This is a genomic window from Methylocystis rosea (assembly GCF_003855495.1).
Lineage (GTDB): Bacteria > Pseudomonadota > Alphaproteobacteria > Rhizobiales > Beijerinckiaceae > Methylocystis > Methylocystis rosea_A.
The window spans coordinates 2733976-2752178 of sequence record NZ_CP034086.1 but is presented as its reverse complement, the minus strand read 5'-3'; the positions used below and the strand labels follow the sequence as shown (position 1 = coordinate 2752178).

The following is an 18203-nucleotide window of genomic DNA, read 5'->3' as shown; positions in this document are numbered from 1 at the left end:
CGTTAGGCGTTAGGTCCCATGGCGCGGTACATCTTCATCACCGGCGGCGTGGTCTCCTCACTTGGCAAGGGTTTGGCGTCGGCGGTGCTCGGCGCGCTGTTGCAGGCGCGCGGCTATACGGTCCGGTTGCGCAAGCTCGACCCCTATCTCAACGTCGATCCGGGCACGATGTCGCCCTATCAGCACGGCGAGGTCTTCGTCACCGACGACGGCGCGGAAACCGATCTCGACCTTGGACATTATGAGCGCTTCACCGGCCGCCCGGCCTCGAAGCAGGATAATGTCACCACCGGCCGCATCTACCAGGACATCATCAGCAAGGAGCGGCGCGGCGATTATCTCGGCGCGACGATCCAGGTCATTCCGCATGTGACCAACGCCATCAAGGAGTTCGTCGTTGATGGCAATGAGAACGTCGATTTCGCGCTCATCGAGATTGGCGGCACGGTCGGCGACATCGAAGGCCTGCCGTTCTTCGAGGCGATCCGCCAGCTCAAGAACGATCTGCCGCCGCATCACTGCATCTATATCCATTTGACGCTGCTGCCGTACATCCCGAGCGCCGGCGAGTTGAAGACGAAGCCGACGCAGCATTCGGTGAAGGAGCTGCGCTCGATCGGCATTCAGCCCGACATTCTGCTCTGCCGCACCGACCGCGAGATTCCGCGCGAGGAGCGCCGCAAGCTCGGACTCTTCTGCAATGTGCGCGAACAGGCTGTGATCGAGGCGCGCGACGCCGCCAACATCTATGACGTGCCGCGCGCCTATCACTCGGCGGGGCTCGACGCGCAGGTGCTCGCCGCCTTCGGCATCGAGCCGGCGCCAAAGCCCGACATGAGCCGTTGGAACGCGGTGACGCAGCGCATCAACAATCCCGAGGGCGAAGTCACCATCGCGGTGGTGGGCAAATACACCGAGATGAAGGACGCCTATAAGAGCCTCATCGAGGCGCTGGCGCATGGCGGGCTGGCCAACCGCGTGAAGGTCAATCTCGATTGGATCGAATCGGAGATTTTCGAAAGCGCCGATCCGGCCGCGCATCTTGAACATGTGCACGGCATTCTCGTGCCGGGGGGCTTTGGCCAGCGCGGCGCCGAGGGCAAGATTCTGGCGGCGCGTTTCGCGCGCGAGCGCGGCGTGCCTTACTTCGGCATCTGCTTTGGCATGCAGATGGCGGTGATCGAGGCCGCCCGCGCGCTCGCCGGAATCGACAAGGCGAATTCGACCGAGTTCGGCCCCTGCGCTGAGCCGGTCGTCGGCCTGATGACCGAATGGCTCAAGGGCAATGAATTGGAGAAGCGCGGCGTCGGCGAGGGTCTCGGCGGCACCATGCGTCTTGGCGCTTTTCCGGCGCTGTTGAAGCCGGATTCGCGCATCGCGGGCATTTACGGCGCGACGGAGATCTCCGAGCGCCACCGCCATCGCTATGAGGTGAACTTCGCCTATCGCGAGCGGCTGGAGAATTGCGGGCTGTTGTTCGCGGGCGCGTCGCCCGACGGCCTATTGCCCGAGACGGTGGAAATCCCGGGCCACCCCTGGTTCATCGGCGTGCAATATCACCCCGAATTGAAGTCGCGGCCGTTTGAGCCGCATCCGCTGTTCGCGAGCTTTATTGCGGCGGCGAAGGCGCAGAGCCGGTTGGTGTGAAGTGTGCGCCGCGCTGCGGCGCGCTACGTCGAGGTTTGCGCTATCTTTCAGCCGTCATGGCCGGGCTTGTCCCGGCCATCCACGTCGGGACGATTCGCAGATGCTGCGAGGTTCGCGCAGCGGCGCCACGTGGATGCCCGCGACAAGCGCGGGCATGACGCGGAGAGGATGCGCCTCAACGTTTTCCTGATCAGTTCGCTAAGTCCTCGTACAAGTCGCGCCAATCCGGGTTCATCTCGAGAATGAGCCGGACCTTCCACGTGCGCGGCCAATGCTTCATTGTCTTCTCGCGCTGAATCGCTGTGCGGATGTCGTCGTGCGTTTCGTACCAGACGAGGCGCCTCAGGCCATAGATTTGTGTGAAGCCGCGACTGCGGCCCTCGCGGTGCTCGAAGGCGCGGCGCGCGAGATCGTTGGTGACGCCGAGATAGAGCGTCCCGTTTGGCCGATTGGTCATGATGTAAACCCAGCCGCCGCGCATCGGCGCATGGTGATGGCATCGCGTTAGAGAGACAACCCACCGTCATGGCCGGGCTTGTCCCGGCCATCCACGCCAGGAAGATGCGCAAATGCTGCGAGGCTCGCGCGCGGCGCCGCGTGGATGCCCGCGACAAGCGCGGGCATGACGCGGAGAGGATGCGACTAGGCGAGCACCAAAGAGGGCCTTTCCAACAGCGCTCACCTTACCCCAACTCACCCCACCTCATAATCCTCATCAATCGGCACGCCGAGCGCCGTCACAAGCCGGTTCGTCTCCGACGCCATGCCGACGATCGCCAGCACTTCGCGATATTCCTCTTCGCTCATGCCCTTCGCGCGGGCGTTCGCCGTGTGCGAATGGATGCAATAGGGACAGGCATGGGCGATGGAGACGGCGATATAGATCATCTCCTTGACCTTCGGCTCCAAGACGCCCGGACCCATCACCTGCTTGACGCTCTCCCAGGTGCGCTTCAGCGTCGCCGGATCATGCGCCAGCGCGCGCCAGAAATTATTGACAAAGTCGCTTTTGCGCGTCGCGCGAATGTCGGCGAAGACGGCGCGCGCTTCGGGCGAGAGGTCTTCGTCACTGAGCAGTCGAACCGTGGCCATGATTTTTTCCGTTTGATGCAGACAGCGCGCGTCATTTGTTGGGAGGGTTGGCGGCGGCTGGCCATGTGCGGGGGCCCGGATTGACATGATAGTTCACGCCGCAGCCTGCGAGCGCCACGGCGATCACGGTAAGCAATATCAATTTGACAAGCGTTGTTCGCATCTTTCCTCTCCTGCGGCGTTTAAGTTCCCTTTTGTCAGAAAAACCCCACGAGCGCCCTTCAATCGCTGTGCTTTCGGCTTGTAACAATGGCGCGTGTTTTGCTTCTCGCGGCGAGCGACACGCGCGTATGACAGGGAGAGAAACGCAGGACGCCAGCTGGTCCCGCTGCCGGAGTTTTCTGCCTCATTTCAAGGCGGTGCGCCAATTTGACCGGGCCGCGCCCAATTGACGCGCGATATGCTGCAGCGCACAATGTTCGCCACATGCCTGCGCTATACGATTCGACCGGCGGGGCGCGCGCCCGTCGAATTGTCCGCGCGGCGAGGAGGTCACCATGGAAGCGGTCAAACAATGGTTTCAGGACTGGTCGGACGCCTGCGAATACGCAAAGGAATGCGCCCCCGACTTTTCCTTCCTCAAGTCTTTCGCCATTGGCGAACCCTATACGGCGCTCATCAGCATCGCCGGCGTCTGCTGGCTGGTCTGGGCGCTCAATGAGCGCGCGATCAAGCGCAAAGCCGCACGCCTGCGGGCGAAGGCCGTAAAGGCGGAAAGCCGCGCGGAGTCGCGCGACGCCGCGCCGCGGGATATGCCGGCGCCCGTCGAGGACGGCAAGAAAGAAAAACTCGCGGCGTGAGCCCGCCAAGCGCGGATTGAACGCGCCCAGCCGCGCGCTATCCTTGCGTTAGAGCGCTCCTTCGCAAAAGGGGGCGCAACGGCTGTCGGGCTTGTGACCGAACTCCCGCGAGGATACGACGCCCGCATGACGCGGCTGCGCGCGCCGCAGCCGAGCGGCCTCGCCTGACGTCCAGATTGATGAGAACGACGTTGGGAGGCGAGGGAGCATCATGAGCGAATTTTCCGTCGGCAATGGCGCCTGGGTCCTGGTCGGTGACGGCCGCCGGGCGCTTTTTTTTCAAAATCACGGCGACGCCGAGCTCCTCGACCTTCGCGTCGTCGAGACGCGCGTCGACGACAATCCGCCGACGCATGAGCAGGGAACGGATCGTCCCGGCCGCAGCTTCACGTCCTTCTCGCCCGGTCGAAGCGCCATGCAAAATACCGACTGGCATGAGCTGGAGGAGGAGCGCTTCGCCCGCGCCATGGCGGACCGCATCAATCAGGCGGCGGAGTCGGGCGAGTTGGACGCCATCGCCATCATCGCGCCGCCAAAGGCGCTCGGCGAAATCCGCAAGGAGCTGTCCGCCAAAGCGCAAAGCAAGGTTGTTGGCGAACTCGCCAAGGACCTGACCCGCCATCCGCTCAAGGATATCGAAAAGGCGCTGACCCGCGGCTGAAAGGCAGGGGAAAGTTTTGAGGCTTTCCCCTGCGCAGTCGGAGGCGATTCGTCCCAGCCCCGCCTCCGACGCTCGCCTCTTCAGCGAGCGTGGCCATAATGGCGCATTCCTCTCAAGAAATCAGTGCGGCTGCGCACAGCGCGCGAAACCGTCGCATTTGAGCCGCAATGATGAGGGACGGAGCGTGTTTGGCTTCGCCTGAGCGGCGACGCCGCGGATGAACACTTGAGTACAGGCGGCGTATGGGGCGCGGGCGGATTATCTTGGCGGCGCTTCTGGCGCTCGCGTTCAGCGCTTGTTCAAGCCGGCCGCACGGCACGCTTGTCGCGACGCATCAGGTTGCGCCCGGCGCCAGCGTCGTCGATCTTCTGGTCGTCACCACGCGGCAGCCGAATGACTCCGAGCCCGGCGTCATGTTTTCGGGCGAACGCGGACACGGCGTTCATTTCGCCGATATCGCCGTCTCGATCCCGCCAGACGCCTCGCGCGCGGTCGGGGAAGTGCAGTGGCCGGATGGGCCGACTCCCAACCCGGCCATCCAATTCGCGACCGTGCGCGCCGAGGTGCTGAGCAGGGAGGCGGCGCTCGCGGACTTCAACGCCCGCATCCGCAAGACGCCCAAGCGGCAGGTGCTGCTCTTCGTCCACGGCTTCAACACGCGTTTCGAGGAGGCCGTCTACCGCTTCGCGCAGATCGTCCACGACTCGCGCGCGGAAGTCACGCCGGTGCTGTTCACCTGGCCGTCGCGCGGCCGGCTGCTGCAATATGGCTATGATCATGAGAGCGCCAGCTATTCGCGCGACGCCCTGGAACTGGTGTTGCAGGCGCTGCAGCGTGACCGGGACGTCGGCGAGATCTCGATTCTGGCGCACTCGATGGGCAATTGGGTGACGCTGGAAGCGCTACGCCAGATGGCGATCCGCAACGGCCAGATCGGATCGAAAATCCAGAACGTCATGCTCGCCTCGCCGGACGTCGATTTCGACGTCTTCCGGCGTCAGATCGCCGAGATCGGCGGCGTTCGACCTTCGATCTTTACGCTGTTCGCCTCGCGCGACGACGACGCGCTCGCGGCATCCCGCCGCTTCTGGGGCAATACGCGTCTGGGCGCCGTCGATCCGAAGGCGTCCCCCTATCAGGAGGTCCTCGACCGGGATCGGGTGAAGGTCGTCGATCTGACGGGCATCGCCACCAGCGATCCTTTGGAGCATAGCAAGTTCGCGTCCTCTCCCCAGGTCGTGCGCTCCATCGGCGCCAGGCTGGCGCAGGGTCAGCCGCTGAGGGACGGCCAGCCGGGCATCGGCGATCACCTTGGAATCGCGACCGCGGGGGCGGTTTCGGCGGTCGGCGGCGTGGCCGGGGCGGCGGTCGCTGCGCCCTTCGCCATTGTCGATCCGGCGACGCGCGAGAATTTGAGCGAACATCTAAGCGCCGCTGGTCAAAAGATTGATACGCAATATTAATTTAACACAGCTGTGAATTCGATGCGTCTGGTGGTCCTATTTTGGGGGGCTGTTGCCGCAATGTCACAGCCAGCGAGGCTGAAGCCCTTTAGGGTCGACAGCTCGCGACGATCACCCACGGGACTTCAATAGCAATGTCATACAAGCGTCAGCTTCTCGCCGTTCTGGCGGTCGCCCTCGCTGCGTCTTCAGCGCGCGCCGAGGGTCCGACCTGGTGGAAGGCTCCGCTCTCGGAAAACCCCGGACCCAAGCGCGCCGTCGACGGCGTCAACGGCAAGCTCGAAGGTTTCGGCGGCGGCTCTGACTGGGTGGGCTTCGCGCGTCTGAACAACGCCTCGGCCGGCGGGATGGGGTCGATCATAGCCCCCGTCGGCGACCGTTTCGGCCTTCAGGTCGACGCGATCGCGGCGGCGCATCGCGGCTTCTTCGTGAGCGGCGGCGCCGGACACGCCTTCTGGCGCGATCCGAGCGTGGGTCTCATCGGCGGCTATGGCGCGATCGCTCACGACAAGCGTCTCGACGACACGCGTTTCCGCGTCGGCGCTGAAAGCGCCTATTACTATGGACCGTTCTCGCTCACCAGCATCGCCGGCTATGAGGAGAGTTCGGGCCATTTCTTCACGCCGCTGGGCTATGGACCGGGATATCTCGCCTATCAGTGGCAGCCGCGGCGCGGGCGCTTCTTCGACATGTTCGATATCAGCGTCTATCCGACCTACAACGTCAAAATCTCGGTCGGCCATCGTTACGTCGGCGGGCGGCATGCGGCCGCGCTTAGCGGCGAGGCGCTCATCTGGAATCTCGGCCATTCCGCGATCACCGGCTTCATCGAAAGCCGCGTGGGCGAGAATGATTACAAAGCTGTCTGGGGCGGCATTCGCATTTATCTCGGCGAAAGCGACAAGACTCTCATCAGCCGCCACCGCGAAGACGACCTGCCCAATTGGCTGAAGGACGACATGTTCGCGTCGCAGAACAGCGTTCGCGTCGGCGCGACGCCCGTCTTTTTCCCGACCCTGCAGCAGCCTTGAAGCCGCCGCGCTGCGCCCGATATGCGGGACGCAGCGTGAGCAGGCGCGAGGAGGCGCTATGAGCAGCTCGACGTCTTTTTCGGATCGGCGGCCGTCGCGGCTCGTCTTAGGAGTCGCCGCCGCGGCGCCTGTGCTCGCCGCCGCGGTGCTCGGCAGTTTCGCGACGTCGCCGAACATCCCTTGGTACGATACGCTCGCCAAGCCGCCGCTGAATCCGCCAAATTGGGTGTTTGGCCCCGCGTGGACCACCCTCTATGTTTTGATGGCCTACGCCTTTTACCGCATTCTACGGCTCGAGCCGGCGACGCCGGGCAGGCGCGCCGCGATCATCGTGTTTTTTGCGCAGCTCGTTCTGAACGCGGCCTGGTCCTTCGCTTTTTTCTATGCGCGAAGCCCACAGCTCGGACTCGTCGTCATTTTGCCGATGGCGGCGCTCCTCGTCGCCACGATCGTCCTGTTCTGGCGGCTTGATCGCGTCGCGGGATATTTTCTGGCGCCAACCGCCTTCTGGGTGGCCTTCGCGACCTATCTCAACGCCGGGATTTTTATCCTCAATCGCTAGAATGGCGCCGATCGCGCGGCGGCGACATAGGCGTCGGCGTCCTGCTGCAGCAGCAGCCGCTCCTTGACGAGCTTGTCGGCGATCACGCGCATGGTCGCGACGAAATAGGCGCGCGATCCGTAGCGCTCGACGAGCGCGGAACGAGAGTCGGCGTTCTTCTCGCGATCAACCTTCGTCGCCGCGAAGGGAATCGCCGCGCCCGCGACGCAGAGCGGTCCTTTCTTGTCCTTTTGCGCGTTGAAGCCTGTGTAGGTGGCGATCGGCAGCGCCAGATCGGGCAGCCGCAGGCCCGGAACCTCATTGCCATCCGCGTCGATTTTCGGGACGCGGCGCGCCCCCTCGGGCGGCGCCGGCAGGGCGGGAATTTTCGGCCATTTTAGATCCTGCGCGGACGCTAAATCGGCGTCGAGCGGCGCGCGTGAAGCAGGCGGCGCGACGCCCTTGGCCGTCCACTCATCGAGCGCGGCGAACAGCGCGCGCAGCGCGGGGGCCGAGGGGCGCGCGTTCACGGGCGCGGCGCAATTCGTCGCCGTCGTCGAAGCGGCGATTCCGGCAAGATAGAAGCGACGGCCGTTCGCCGGCGCGGCGTTGGTGAAGTCTACGCGCGGCTTCTCGCGCCAATAGGCGTCGGCGCCCCAACTCGCGATAAAGCGCGTTGGCGCGGCGGGCTCTCGACTCGCGTCGCGCAGCAAAAGCCCATCGAATGCCGGGGCTTCGTCCGACATCGCATCGGCGTCCGAGCCCTGCGCGCGGCCGAGCACGCGCTTTATCTTGAGCGCGCCGCGAAGATGGCCGAGGACATCGCGCAAGGCCGGCGCTCGAGCTTTGTCTGGGAGTTTCGCAAAATCGAGCGTCAACACGGCGAGCCCGCGTTCGAGCGCCAGCGGTTTCACGTCCTCGCTCGGTTGCGTCTCGAGCAGAAGCGCCTTTGCGCCGCTTGGCGGCTTCGCCGGCTTCGCGAGCGTTCCCGCGATTTCGTAAGAAGTTCCGTCGAGCTTCACCGTCGCGTGAACCGCCTCGTTCGCGCCTTCGGGATGCGTTTCGAATTTCAGCAGTTCGGCGTGGGCGCCGTAGGCAAACGCCAGCGAGCCTACGAATGCAGCGCCTCTAATTCGCGCGCGCGTCCTTTTCGATCCAGCGAGCGATCTTGCGTAGGTCGGCGAGGAAGCCCCGCCACGCTTGGCGCTTATCCGATTCATCCTTCAAGCGTAGCAGAGAGGAGGGGTGAAAGGTGGCCAGGAATTGCACGCCGTTCCCAAGGTCGATGATCTCGCCGCGCCGACGTGACACCGTCTCCGAGCGGCCGAGCGCGCCGCGGATCGCGGCGAGCGACGCCAAGAAGGTCGATATAGGCGACCCTGCCTCGCGGAAAAGCAGACTAGGAAAAAGGCGTCACTTCGCTAGGAAGCGTCTCGGGACATTGCGTCCCGAGACGCCCCGATCACAGCGTCTTCAGATATTCGAGCAGCGCGCGCTTGTCCGTCTCGCTTAACGCCGTTCCGAAGTCGTGGCCGCAATGGCTGACGCCTGAGCCTCTGTTGCAATCCGTTTTCATCAGGAAGGTCGACTTCGGCTGCTCCGTGGCCAAGCCGACAGCGGAAATGTCATAGGCCGGCCCGACCTTGAAGTCCGTGGCGCGATCCTGTGGCGGCTTCAACAGCTCGGCGAGCGACGGAACCGAAGCGTTGTGCAGATAGGGCGCCGCCGCCCATATGCCTTCGAGGACGCGCGCTTCAAATTTGAGTTTGCCCGGCGTCTCGGGCGCGCGGCGGCAAGCCCATCGTCCTGCGCCCGGCGTGCCCGGAATCTTGTAGACGCCCTTTAGTTCTTCGACCAAGGGCCGCAGAAGCGCGAGCGCCACGTCGGCCCTTTGTCGCTCGACCGAATTCACCGTGACAGGAATGAAGTGCTGCAGGATTGCGCCGCGCGCCGCGGTCGCCAGCACCGAGACGGGCGCGTCGGTTCTGCCAAGCGGCTCCGACACGAAAGGAATGAAGGCGCCCGTCAGCGCGCCGGTGTCGACCTTCCACTCCGGCGCGAAATATTGATATTCGCGCGCGTCGGTGCCGACGTCCTGAACGGGCGTGCACCAGGTGTCGGGATTGAGCAGACGCGGCTGTCCTTTGTCGATCCCGTGGCAATCGGCGCATCCGCCCTCTTCATAGGGACGCTGGTAGATGAGCTTGCCCTGCGCGGCGAGCGTCGTGTCGGTCGGCCACGGCCATTTCGGCGGACCGATCCGCTCGACGAGCCGCTCCAGTTCGATCAGCCCTTTGAAGTCGACCGAATTGGCTTTGACGTAATTGAAGCCCAGAAGATGGCTGGCGTCTTTCTCCGGGAAAAATTCGCCGAAGACGCCATAGACCTGTCCGACATTTCTGGCCATGGCCAGAATGCGGTCGCCATTGTCCGCGAAGCCCGGCCACTGCGTATGGTCCTGCCGCGGCGCGTTCCACAGGAACGGCGGGCGCACCGGCGCGTCCGCCTTCCGCATATTTCCTAAAATGACATGCGTCGGGCCGGGTCCGATATCGAGGCCGGTGACGCGGTTGAGGATCATGCCGACGGCGTCGATGCGTCCGGCGCCCCAGGGCCTGTCTTTGGGCAAGCCCGCCTCGGTGATGGCGTGGTGGCGCGCATACCAGAGATCGACTTCGGCGCGCAGCTTGGTCTCTTTTTGCGGATCGTAGCCGCTTCCGAGAACGGCCTTGGCGAATTCAGAGAAGGACGCCGCATCCGCGAGAACCTTCCCGACGGCGGTATCGAGATCGGCCCAAAGCGCGCCCATGTCGGCGAGCGCCGGGCCGCCGTCGATGCGATAGGCCTTGCCCTCGACGTCGATCTGCCGCGTATGGCAGGCGGCGCACGAAGGCCCCAAAACGCCATCGGCGACGACGAAGCCGACCGGCAGCCCCGGGGTCGGACTCGCGGGGTTGGCCAGATAGCCGTAGCGGGCCAGTCCATCCGCAAGAAAGAGTTGGCCGTCAGCCTGCTTGAGCGCTCTGATCCAGTCCCAGGGGATGAGGCGGGAGCCTTGGCTCGTACGGTAAAAGTCGTTCCAGGCCTTTTCATCCCAAGGGCCGGCGCCCGGAATGGAAGAGGGCTGTTCGACGCGTTCCAACGCCATGGAAGCGGGCGCGCTTGCGAACAGAATGGCGACAGTAAGCGCAGCGGAGCGGAATGCCTTGGTGATGCTCATCTTGCAAACTTCTCAATGACGGCCGTTACAAAATCGCGTCAACGCCGATGCAAAAACGCATGGGAACAGCGCATTGCATTAGGGTCGACGATCGCCAGTAGCGTGTCAATACTCCGAATTGATGACGCGCGCGTTAGAGTTTCGCCATGAAATTGGCGAAGGCGAGCGACCCCTCCGGCCACGGCCCGTGGCCGCTGTCGACATTGATATGTCCGGCGGCGCCGGCGTCGATGAAGCGCGCGCCGATATCCTGCGCGAGTTGGCGCGCAAAGAGCAGATCAGCGTAAGGATCGTCGCTACTGCCGACCAGCGCCGCCGGGAAAGGGAGCTTCGCGCGGGGTATCGGCAGAAAGGCGGAATCGACCGACGGCAGCTCGCGGATCACCGCTTCCGAAGGCGGCGCGACAAGAAAGGCGCCGGCGATCTTATCGCCGACGCGTTGCGCGGCATGCAGAGCGGCGATGACGCCGAGCGAATGCGCGACGATCACGACAGGCCGCGCGCTGGCGAGAACCTCTTGCGCGATCGTCTCTTCCCATTCGGCGCGGATCGGCTTCTCGAAGTCGCGCTGAGTGACGCGTCGCGCTGTCGACAGTTTCGCCTGCCAGCGCGTCTGCCAATGTTCGGGGCCGGAATCGCTCCACCCCGGCACGATGAGAATGTCGGCGTCGGCGGCGCGCATCAGGCGGTTTCGCGCGCCACAAAGGCGCCGTTGAGCGCATCTTCAATCAGCTTGCGCGTCTCGGCGACGCCGTAGAGCGCGATGAAGGAGCCAAAGCGCGGGCCCTTCTTCTCGCCGAGCAGCACTTCATAGAGCATGTTGAAGAAATCGTTGGAGACGCCGGGACGCTCGGGCGTCGCGCCCTTGGCGGCAAAATCCTGGTAGCGCGGCGCAGCGCGGCCGACATCGTAAAGCGCCGACTGAATCTCTTCGGCGCTGGCCTTGTCCATGGACTGCAACGCTGCATCGATCTTTTGCAGCACGTCGCGTTCGACCTCGTCAGCGGCGCGATAGGTTTTCGCCGGCTTCACGAAATCGCGGAAATAAGCGACGGCGTAGCCGACGAGCTTGTCGAGCCGGGGATGATTTTCGGGCGTCGCGGATCGCGCATAGCGGCGCAGAAAACCCCAAAGCACGGCCGGATCTTCGGCGTTGGCGACGGCGGCGAGATTGAGCAGCATCGAGAAGGAGACGCTCACGCCCTTGGCGTCGCCCTCATGCGCCAGCGTCTCGGCCTGCGGCGGGTCGCCGGCGTGGATGTGCCAGACGGGATTGCCGAGGCGGTTCTTCCAGTCCTGGCGCGGATAGGCGTCGAGGAAATTCAGATAGTCGTCGACCGCGCGCGGGATCACGTCAAAATAGAGCCGCTTCGCCGCCGTGGGCTTTTGAAACATGAATTGCGCCAGGCTCTCGGGGCTGGCGTAGGTCAGCCATTCCTCGATCGTCAGGCCATTGCCCTTCGACTTGGAGATTTTCTGGCCCTTTTCGTCCAGAAACAGTTCGTAGTTGAAGCCTTCCGGCGGGCGCCCGCCGAGCGCGCGCACGATGGCGCCCGAGAGCTTCACCGAATCGATGAGGTCCTTGCCGGCCATCTCGTAATCGACGTCGAGCGCATACCAGCGCATCGCCCAGTCGGGCTTCCATTGCAGCTTGCAATGGCCGCCGGTGACGGGCGTCGTGAAGGCCTCGCCCGTATCGGGATCGGTCCAGGAGATCGTGCCCGCTTCTGCGTCATAGCCTGTCAGCGCGACCTGCATGACGATGCCGGTCGTGGGATGGATCGGCAGGAAGGGCGAATAGGTCGCCGCGCGCTCCTCGCGAAAGCTCGGGAGCATGATCTTCATCACCGAATCGTAGCGCGCGAGCATATGCTTCAGTGCGGCGTCGAAGCGGCCGCTCTGATAATATTCCGTCGACGACGCGAATTCATATTCGAAGCCGAAGGCGTCGAGGAAGGCGCGCAGCCGCGCATTGTTATGCGCGCCGAAACTCGAATGCGTGCCGAAAGGGTCGGGCACCTGCGTCAGGGGCTTGCCGAGATTGGCGGCGACGAGTTCTTTATTTGGGATGTTGTCGGGGACCTTGCGCAGCCCGTCGAGGTCGTCGGAGAAGGCGAGGAGGCGCGTCGCGATCTTGCCCTCGGTCATGACTTCGAAGGCGCGGCGCACCATGCTGGTGCGGGCGACCTCGCCGAAGGTGCCGATATGCGGCAGGCCGGAAGGACCGTAGCCGGTCTCGAACAGCACGCTCTTCTGACCGCTCGCTTCCACGCGTTTGACCAGCTTTCGCGCCTCTTCGAACGGCCAGGCGGGCGAGACGCGCGCGGCTTCGACGAGTTCGGGCGACAATAGGAGCGATGCGGACATGGGATGCGAACTGGCCAATCTGAGCGGGAAGCGCGGCACAGTAGGGAGAGGGGCTCGGGGCGTCAACGAAGAAGGAGCAGTGTCAAAACAATCCGATTAAAAGCAAGAAGAGGCGCGACTCCCTCCCCTTGACGAGGAGGGTGGTTCGCGAAGCGAACCGGGTGGGGTGATTTCTCGAAGCGCGCAGCAGCTCCCCCACCCGCTCGCCTTCGGCGAGCGACCTCCCCGCAAGGGGGGAGGTATTTGCGCCCTTCTTCCGAAGGGTCTTTGGCTTGGATGGACAAGCGCGGTCATGGCGTTAAGCTCGACAGAGCGTGATTCACCGATCTGGCTGGCGGGAAGGCCGAAGAGAGATGTGGCGGCGGAGGGAATGGAGCGGGCCGGCCTCCCCGAAAAGGCGACGCGCGGGGATCTTAATCGCCGCGGCCGGCGCCAGCGTCGCAGCCCTTGTCGCGACGATGGGCGCGCCGGCTTCGGCCGAAGACAGTCTCGTCTCGCTCGCCAAGCAGAAATCGCTGACCGATACGCCGGGCGGGCCCAAGGACGAGCTGCGCCGCTTGGGCATCGACGTCAACGTTTGGGTCACTCAGTTCTTTCAGGGCATTCCCGCGGGCGCGATCGACCGGACGGCGCGCTACGGCGGCAAGATGGACATGTTTCTGCGGGTCGACGGCGAAAAGCTTGGCTTCTGGAAGGGACTCAAGTTCAACGCGCAATATGAGCATTACTTCGGCCGTAACGTGAACCGCCAGGATCTCGCGCTGCTGCCGGTCAACGTCGCCCAGGCTTTTATTGAGCGCGACGGTTATCACTCGGCGCTGTCGATGACGCTGACGCAGGAGCTCAGCGAAGAACTTTCGGTGACGATCGGCAAGTTCAACATGCTGACGCTTGCCGCGCAGACGCCGCTCGTCGGCGGCGGCGGCATCGACACCTTCATGAACCGCGCCTTCGCGCTGCCCTCGACCGGCATCGGCGTCAGCTCGCCGGAAAGCGTCGCCGACCGTCTGATTATCGCGCCGCCTTATCTCTTGGGCGGCGTCGCCGCGCTTAAGACCAAATATTTCGACCTCAGGGTCATGGTCGCCGATCCGCGCAACGCGCAGCAGGCGCGGGTCATCACGCGGCCGTTCGAGCGCGGCGTCGGCGCCGGTCTGATGGCGACCGTCCCCGTCGAGATCGGCGGCCTCAACGGATTCCATACGCTGCGCTTCGCCTACAGCAATGCGCGCGGTTTCGACCTCGACGACATCGGCGAAACCCGACAGTCGATCGCGCGCCTTCGCGGCTTGACCAAAAAGGGCTTTTGGTTCGTCTCCTACGCCGTCCAGCAATATTTCGTGCAGAGCGCCACGGACCCCAAACTCGGCTGGGGTCTGTTCACGCTCGCGACTCTGTCGGACGGCAATCCCAATCCGGTCAGATGGAGCATGCTCGTCGGTCTCGCCGGCTACAATCTCATGACGGGTCGTGAGGACGATCGCTGGGGCGTCGGCTATTACCATTACGGGCTGACCCAGCCGCTCCTCTCCGGCCTGGCGGCGCGGCGGATCAATCGTCGCAGCGAAGGCGGCGTCGAGGCCTTCTACAATTTCGCAGTGACCCGATGGCTGCGGCTTTCGGGGGACGTGCAGATCATCGATCCGTGGAATCCGCTGCGGGCGCGGGCGAGCTATCTCGGCCTGCGTCTCCAGACGATATTTTAAGGAAAACGGCGGCTCAAAAAGAAAAAGGCGAAGACGTCCGTTTCCGAACGGTCCTCGCCTCAGGCCAGCCCCTTGGCCTAATCCGGGTGCGCGACTCTCGGCGTCAATTGGCGCAGGAGACGCTACGCATGTAACGGACGCGACCCCGCTCGTCAGCCTTCGGCGTGATGACGAGCGTGCAATCTTCATCCTCGGCGCCGTAAGCGCGCCCCACTCGGATTGCCGGTCCGTGCGCAAGCGGACGCATGCCGACGTCACTAAGGCTCACGGCGGCTTGGACGCCAGTGGCGGCGGACTGAGTCTTCGGATCAGACGCGGAGGGCGCGGCTGCGACAGCAGCAACCGCGCAGATGGCGACTGTGAATCCGAGGACGATCCGGGACGTGCGGCTTGCGAAAGGGCTTTCGCGCGAAACGGCCATTAATAGGGCTCCCACAGGGTGATCGGGAATTTTTCCCCGGCTCGCTACTCGAACGATGCGAACCTGGACGCTTCCTCTTTTGCGGGGGAGAAACGCAGCGGCCCCGCTAATGGTTCCGCCGCAGTCATAAAATTTTAAGACTTGCCTTAAATCCGCCCTATCGCTCGAGCCGGGCGATGAGGCTCGAGGTGTCCCAGCGCCGCCCGCCCATCTTCTCCACCTCGGCGTAGAACTGGTCGACGAGCGCCGCGATCGGCAGCCGCGCGCCGTTGCGCCGCGCCTCGCCAAGGCAGATCGCGAGGTCCTTGCGCATCCATTCGACGGCGAAGCCGAAGTCGAATTCATTCGCCGCCATTGTTTTCGTGCGATTTTCCATCTGCCACGATTGCGCCGCGCCGTTCTTGAGCAGATCGACGACGCTCTCCGGCTCGAGGCCCGCCGCCTTGGCGAAATGCAGCGCCTCCGCCAGACTCTGGATCAGGCCGGCGATGGCGATCTGGTTGACCATCTTGGTGAGCTGCCCGGCGCCGGGCGGCCCCATCAGCCGGCAGGCGCGCGCGTAGCAGGCGATCACCGCCTCCGCCTTGGCGAAAGCGGACGGATCGCCGCCGCACATGACGGTCAGCGCGCCTTTTTGCGCCCCGGCCTGGCCGCCGGAAATGGGCGCATCGATGAAGCCGAACCCGCGCTCGGCCGCCGCGGCGTGAAGCTCCCGTGCGACCTCCGCCGAGGCCGTCGTATGGTCGACGAAGATTGCGCCCGCCGACATGCCCGCGAAGGCGCCGCCGTCGCCGATCGTCACGGCGCGCAGATCGTCGTCATTGCCGACGCAGGAAAAGATGAATTCTGCGCCGTTCGCCGTTTCGGCGGGAGTCGAGAATCCTTCGGCGCCGGGGAATTCGGCCACGAATTTCTCCGCCTTGGCGGGTGTGCGATTATAGACGCGCACCTTGTGGCCGGCGCGATGAAGATGGCCGGCCATGGGATAGCCCATGACCCCAAGGCCGATGAAAGCGACGGATGTGGGCTCCATCACTCAGCCGCCCGTCATGCTCATGTGGCGCGAGACGGCGGGCGCCGGCGCGGTTCGATCGATCACAAAATCGTGGCCCTTGGGCTTGCGCAAAATCGCGGCCTCGATCGCCTGATGCAGCAGCGCGTCGTCGGCGCTTTCGCGCAGCGGCGCGCGAAGGTCGGCCGCGTCCTCCTGGCCGAGGCACATATACAGCGTCCCGGTGCAGGTGACGCGCACGCGATTGCAGCTTTCGCAGAAATTATGGGTGAGCGGCGTGATGAAGCCGATGCGTCCGCCGGTTTCGCGCGCACGCATGTAACGCGCGGGGCCGCCGGTGCGATAGTCGATTTCATCGAGCGTGAAGGATTCGCTCAATCGATCGCGCACCTCCTGCATCGGCAGATATTGATCGGCGCGTTCCGGCCCATCGAGTTCGCCGAGCGGCATCACTTCGATGAAGGTCATGTCCATCCCGCTGTCGTGGGCGAAGCGCACGAGCGTCGTGAACTCGTCTTCATTGACGCCTTTCAGCGCGACGGCGTTGAGCTTCACCTTCAGGCCGGCGGCGCGGGCGGCGGCGATGCCCGCCAGAACCTGCGCATGCGCGCCGGTGCGGGTCAGCGCCCTGAAACGATCGGGGTCGAGCGTATCGAGCGAGACATTGACCCGCCGCACGCCGCAATCGGCGAGTTCGGCGGCGAAGCGCGCAAGCTGCGAGCCGTTGGTGGTCAGCGTCAGCTCCTCCAGCGCGCCCGAGACAAGGTGGCGCGACAGCGCGCGAAACAGCTTCATCACGTCGTGACGCACCAGCGGCTCGCCGCCGGTGATGCGTAGTCTCTTGGTTCCGCGCGCGACAAAGGCGGAGCACAGCCTGTCGAGCTCTTCGAGCGTCAGCAGATCGCGTCGCGGCAGGAATTGCATATGTTCCGACATGCAGTAGACGCAGCGGAAATCGCAACGATCGGTGACGGAGACGCGCAGATAGGAGATCGTCCGGCCGTATGGGTCGACAAGCGGCGCCTGCGCGGCGACCGCGGGCGTCGCAATTGCAGGCCCTCTGGCGTGGGCGTTCATCCGTACCTCGAACCGGCGGAAATTCGGCGTCCTCCATATATTGCCGGAACGCGGTCGCGTGAAGCCCACCCGTCGGGTCGCCGAGGGCCGGGACGCCGAGGCCGGGCCAGGAGCAAGGCGACGTTCGCTGCGGGATGCCGCCTCTTATCGGCTGGCGCCCCAGCCGAAATCCCTCCCCAGCAGAGCGTAGAGTTCTTCATTGTAGGGCCGGAAGAACTCGGCCAAATTCTCCCGAAGGTCGTCCTCGAGCGTTCCGGGGGGACCCGGATTTTGCTCCTCGATCACCAGCGGCTCGACTTGGGGCAGGCCGAGAAACCCGTAAATCTCCTTCGCCGTCGATCGCGGGTCGCGAAAAAACTCCGCCGCATCGACGATGAAAACGCGGTCTCTGCCGAATTTCTCGAACAGCAGGCGCAGAAAGGGCGCGTAGATGCTGTGGCGCAAATAGCCGGCGCGCGCGCCGGAAAATGCGTGCGGCTCCATCCCGCCGCCGCGTATCATCGCCTTTTCGGCTTCGATCAAGGTTTGAAGGTCCGGAAAGCCCTTCCAATGCGGGTCCTGCGACTTGCGGCTGATGAACCGCTTCTGATCCCATCGCCAGTGCGAAAAGGTGCGCGCCACCGGATCGCGCAGAACGCAGATGATCCGCATGTCTGGAAACATCGACTGCGCCAGAAATATCCAAAGGGGATTGGGCATCACCGGCGTGCAGTAGCCGGTGATCGCGCCGCCGTTGCGCCGCTCCGCCGCCCTTTGCGTCGCGAGCGTCGGGAAATGCGCCATGAGTTCGCGCATCGTCTCCGTGAAGGAGATTTCCTTCGACAGCGGCAGCACGACATGCGGATGCTGAAAAATGTAAGAGGAGAGGAATGACGTGCCGGAGCGCACCGCGCCAATCGATGCGAAGGACGGCGCCATGCGTTCGCTGGAGCCGAGCGAACGCGCCCAGACCCGCCATTTTGGCGGATTGAAAAAATAATAGGAGCGGAATTGACGCTTGGCCCGAAGGGGCAAGGTCTCCAAGGCGCCGCTAGCCCGCGACAGCCGGTTGAAGTCCTGGTAGGGGGCCTGGATCGTTTCGAGCCGCTTCGGATCAACCGCCAGGATCGGTTCTGACCGGAAGGGCGCGTGGAGTTCCGGCGAAAGCATGGACATTCGACCACTC

17 protein-coding genes are annotated in these 18203 nt (G+C 64.2%); 7 read left to right on the top strand and 10 right to left on the bottom strand.

Annotated features, from left to right (window positions below):
- The first annotated feature begins 18 nt into the window (after positions 1-18).
- Entirely contained in the window at positions 19-1647 is a 1629-nt protein-coding gene (locus EHO51_RS13330; protein ID WP_124739293.1) for a CTP synthase, read from the top strand.
- 190 nt (positions 1648-1837) lie between these two features.
- Here the strand turns inward: EHO51_RS13330 and EHO51_RS13325 are convergent, their stop codons facing one another.
- Together EHO51_RS13325 and EHO51_RS13320 are read right to left on the bottom strand one after the other, a co-directional pair.
- Positions 1838-2128, bottom strand: coding sequence for a GIY-YIG nuclease family protein (locus EHO51_RS13325; RefSeq protein WP_124739292.1), 291 nt, complete (start codon positions 2126-2128; stop codon positions 1838-1840).
- 212 nt (positions 2129-2340) lie between these two features.
- Complete coding sequence (locus tag EHO51_RS13320; RefSeq protein ID WP_124739291.1) at positions 2341-2739, bottom strand: carboxymuconolactone decarboxylase family protein; 399 nt, start codon at positions 2737-2739, stop codon at positions 2341-2343.
- Between the two features lie 497 nt (positions 2740-3236).
- Here EHO51_RS13320 and EHO51_RS13315 point away from each other — a divergent pair, with 497 nt between their 5' ends.
- The 5 genes from EHO51_RS13315 to EHO51_RS13295 all read left to right on the top strand — a co-directional run bounded on the left by EHO51_RS13315 (position 3237) and on the right by EHO51_RS13295 (position 7256).
- On the top strand, positions 3237-3539 hold the full coding sequence (locus tag EHO51_RS13315; protein WP_124739290.1) for a hypothetical protein: 303 nt from the start codon (positions 3237-3239) through the stop codon (positions 3537-3539).
- Positions 3540-3750: 211 nt separating this feature from the next.
- Positions 3751-4200: a host attachment protein gene (locus EHO51_RS13310; protein ID WP_124739289.1), complete on the top strand. Its 450-nt coding sequence runs from the start codon at positions 3751-3753 to the stop codon at positions 4198-4200.
- 242 nt (positions 4201-4442) lie between these two features.
- Positions 4443-5663: an alpha/beta hydrolase gene (locus EHO51_RS13305; protein WP_124739288.1), complete on the top strand. Its 1221-nt coding sequence runs from the start codon at positions 4443-4445 to the stop codon at positions 5661-5663.
- Between the two features lie 134 nt (positions 5664-5797).
- On the top strand, positions 5798-6694 hold the full coding sequence (locus EHO51_RS13300) for a hypothetical protein (protein ID WP_124739287.1): 897 nt from the start codon (positions 5798-5800) through the stop codon (positions 6692-6694).
- Between the two features lie 58 nt (positions 6695-6752).
- Positions 6753-7256, top strand: coding sequence for a TspO/MBR family protein (locus EHO51_RS13295; protein WP_124739286.1), 504 nt, complete (start codon positions 6753-6755; stop codon positions 7254-7256).
- On the opposite strand, the gene EHO51_RS13290 is transcribed toward EHO51_RS13295, so the two are convergent.
- The 4 genes from EHO51_RS13290 to EHO51_RS13270 all read right to left on the bottom strand — a co-directional run bounded on the left by EHO51_RS13290 (position 7253) and on the right by EHO51_RS13270 (position 12822).
- Positions 7253-8455, bottom strand: a complete 1203-nt coding sequence (locus EHO51_RS13290; RefSeq protein ID WP_124739285.1) for an alpha/beta hydrolase domain-containing protein — start codon at positions 8453-8455, stop codon at positions 7253-7255. The two genes, EHO51_RS13295 and EHO51_RS13290, sit on opposite strands and share 4 nt — an antisense overlap.
- Positions 8456-8697: 242 nt before the next feature.
- Positions 8698-10455, bottom strand: coding sequence for a di-heme-cytochrome C peroxidase (locus tag EHO51_RS13280; RefSeq protein WP_124739284.1), 1758 nt, complete (start codon positions 10453-10455; stop codon positions 8698-8700).
- Between the two features lie 133 nt (positions 10456-10588).
- A complete protein-coding gene (locus EHO51_RS13275; protein ID WP_124739283.1) occupies positions 10589-11137 on the bottom strand; it encodes an RBBP9/YdeN family alpha/beta hydrolase in 549 nt (182 codons plus the stop codon).
- Positions 11137-12822 carry a lysine--tRNA ligase gene (locus EHO51_RS13270; protein ID WP_124739282.1) on the bottom strand — a complete coding sequence of 562 codons (1686 nt, stop codon included), beginning with the start codon at positions 12820-12822 and terminating at the stop codon, positions 11137-11139. Before EHO51_RS13270 ends, EHO51_RS13275 begins: the two co-directional genes overlap by 1 nt.
- Before the next feature lie 458 nt (positions 12823-13280).
- Between EHO51_RS13270 and EHO51_RS13265 the strand changes: the two genes are divergently transcribed.
- A complete protein-coding gene (locus tag EHO51_RS13265) occupies positions 13281-14528 on the top strand; it encodes a carbohydrate porin (protein ID WP_124739281.1) in 1248 nt (415 codons plus the stop codon).
- A 103-nt stretch (positions 14529-14631) separates the two neighbouring features.
- On the opposite strand, the gene EHO51_RS13260 is transcribed toward EHO51_RS13265, so the two are convergent.
- The 4 genes from EHO51_RS13260 to EHO51_RS13245 all read right to left on the bottom strand — a co-directional run bounded on the left by EHO51_RS13260 (position 14632) and on the right by EHO51_RS13245 (position 18193).
- Positions 14632-14949, bottom strand: a complete 318-nt coding sequence (locus EHO51_RS13260) for a hypothetical protein (RefSeq protein ID WP_124739280.1) — start codon at positions 14947-14949, stop codon at positions 14632-14634.
- Between the two features lie 157 nt (positions 14950-15106).
- Positions 15107-15982 (bottom strand): NAD(P)-dependent oxidoreductase, encoded by an 876-nt coding sequence (locus EHO51_RS13255; protein ID WP_124739279.1) that lies wholly within the window; start codon positions 15980-15982, stop codon positions 15107-15109.
- A 3-nt stretch (positions 15983-15985) separates the two neighbouring features.
- Positions 15986-17038: a GTP 3',8-cyclase MoaA gene (moaA, locus tag EHO51_RS13250; RefSeq protein WP_124739278.1), complete on the bottom strand. Its 1053-nt coding sequence runs from the start codon at positions 17036-17038 to the stop codon at positions 15986-15988.
- 144 nt (positions 17039-17182) lie between these two features.
- Positions 17183-18193 (bottom strand): sulfotransferase family protein, encoded by a 1011-nt coding sequence (locus EHO51_RS13245; RefSeq protein ID WP_124739277.1) that lies wholly within the window; start codon positions 18191-18193, stop codon positions 17183-17185.
- Positions 18194-18203: the final 10 nt, after the last annotated feature.